At 51.0% G+C, this 1,082-nt stretch carries 1 protein-coding gene; it reads left to right on the top strand.

The window, feature by feature from the left end; genetic code table 11:
• Positions 1 to 182 precede the first annotated feature (182 nt).
• The coding region (locus tag TH468_RS21080) for a cache domain-containing protein (protein WP_139834784.1) at positions 183 to 1,082 on the top strand (900 nt) is incomplete at its 3' end.

Genomic DNA, 1,082 nt, shown 5'->3' with positions numbered 1-1,082 from the left:
TCTACTAAACTCTGCGACCCAAATGAAAACAAGCCGCCCCTGATCAGGGCGGCTTTTTTTGTCGGTTACGCAATCTCGTAAAGATATTAGATTGACCCAGATCAACTATACTTTAGATAGATTTTTATATACTTATGGCAGAGCTGCCAACATTCATATCAGCAAATCTGAGGCGCGCGTTCATGCTGCAAAACATCAAAATCGGATACAAGCTGGCTATTCTCTCACTTATCGCCCTGATCGGCCTGATCATCGCGTCCAGTGTTCAGCTCATGACACTGAAAGACACCCTTCTCGAAGACCGGAAGGATAAAATCCGTGCCACGACCGAACTTCTCCATAGCATGGCCGAAGGTTATCAGGCACGCGTCAAGTCAGGCGAACTCGAACAGCAGCAGGCAATTGACGCCTTCTACAAATCCGTCTCATCGGGCCGGTTTGACGGTGACATCGGCTACTACTTTTCCTACACCGAAACCGGTCGCAACGTGATGCATGCTGCCAACCCCGCACTGGTCGGCAAGGAAATGTACAATATTCAGGACCCGACCGGTGCCTTCATCATTCAGGATATGATCAAGGCAACCCGCACCGATGGCTTCTTTACCTATATGTGGCCCAAACCCGGCGAAGCCAAAGACGTTCTGTTTGAAAAGCTCTCTTTTGCCATGGTTCTGCCATGGGGCGATATTTTTGGCACCGGCATTTACATAGATGATGTTGAAACCGCCTTTCGCAGTGCAGCCACGACCGCAATCATAATCAGTGTCGTTATCGTCGTGGTTTTGGTTCTTTCCGGTTTGGCGATTGGCCGCAACATAACATCCGCCCTTGGCCAGCTATCGGGTCGAATGACCCAGATCGCCAATGGTGACCTCAAAGGTGACATCGAAGGTCAGGATCGCGCCGACGAAGTGGGTGATATGGCGCGCACCGTTGTTGCCTTCCGCAAACAGGCGCATGAAAACCTGCAATTGCAGGACCGTCAGAAACAGATGGAAGCAGATGCCGAACAGAAACGCCGTCAGGATATCCTCGACATGGCCGGCAGTCTTGAAAGCCGGGTAAAGGGGCTGATCCAG

The organism is Thalassospira sp. MCCC 1A03138 (assembly GCF_002115785.1).
In the GTDB taxonomy this organism is placed as follows: domain Bacteria; phylum Pseudomonadota; class Alphaproteobacteria; order Rhodospirillales; family Thalassospiraceae; genus Thalassospira.
The sequence above is the reverse complement of the archived record's forward strand: the minus strand, read 5'-3'. Positions and strand labels throughout refer to the sequence as shown.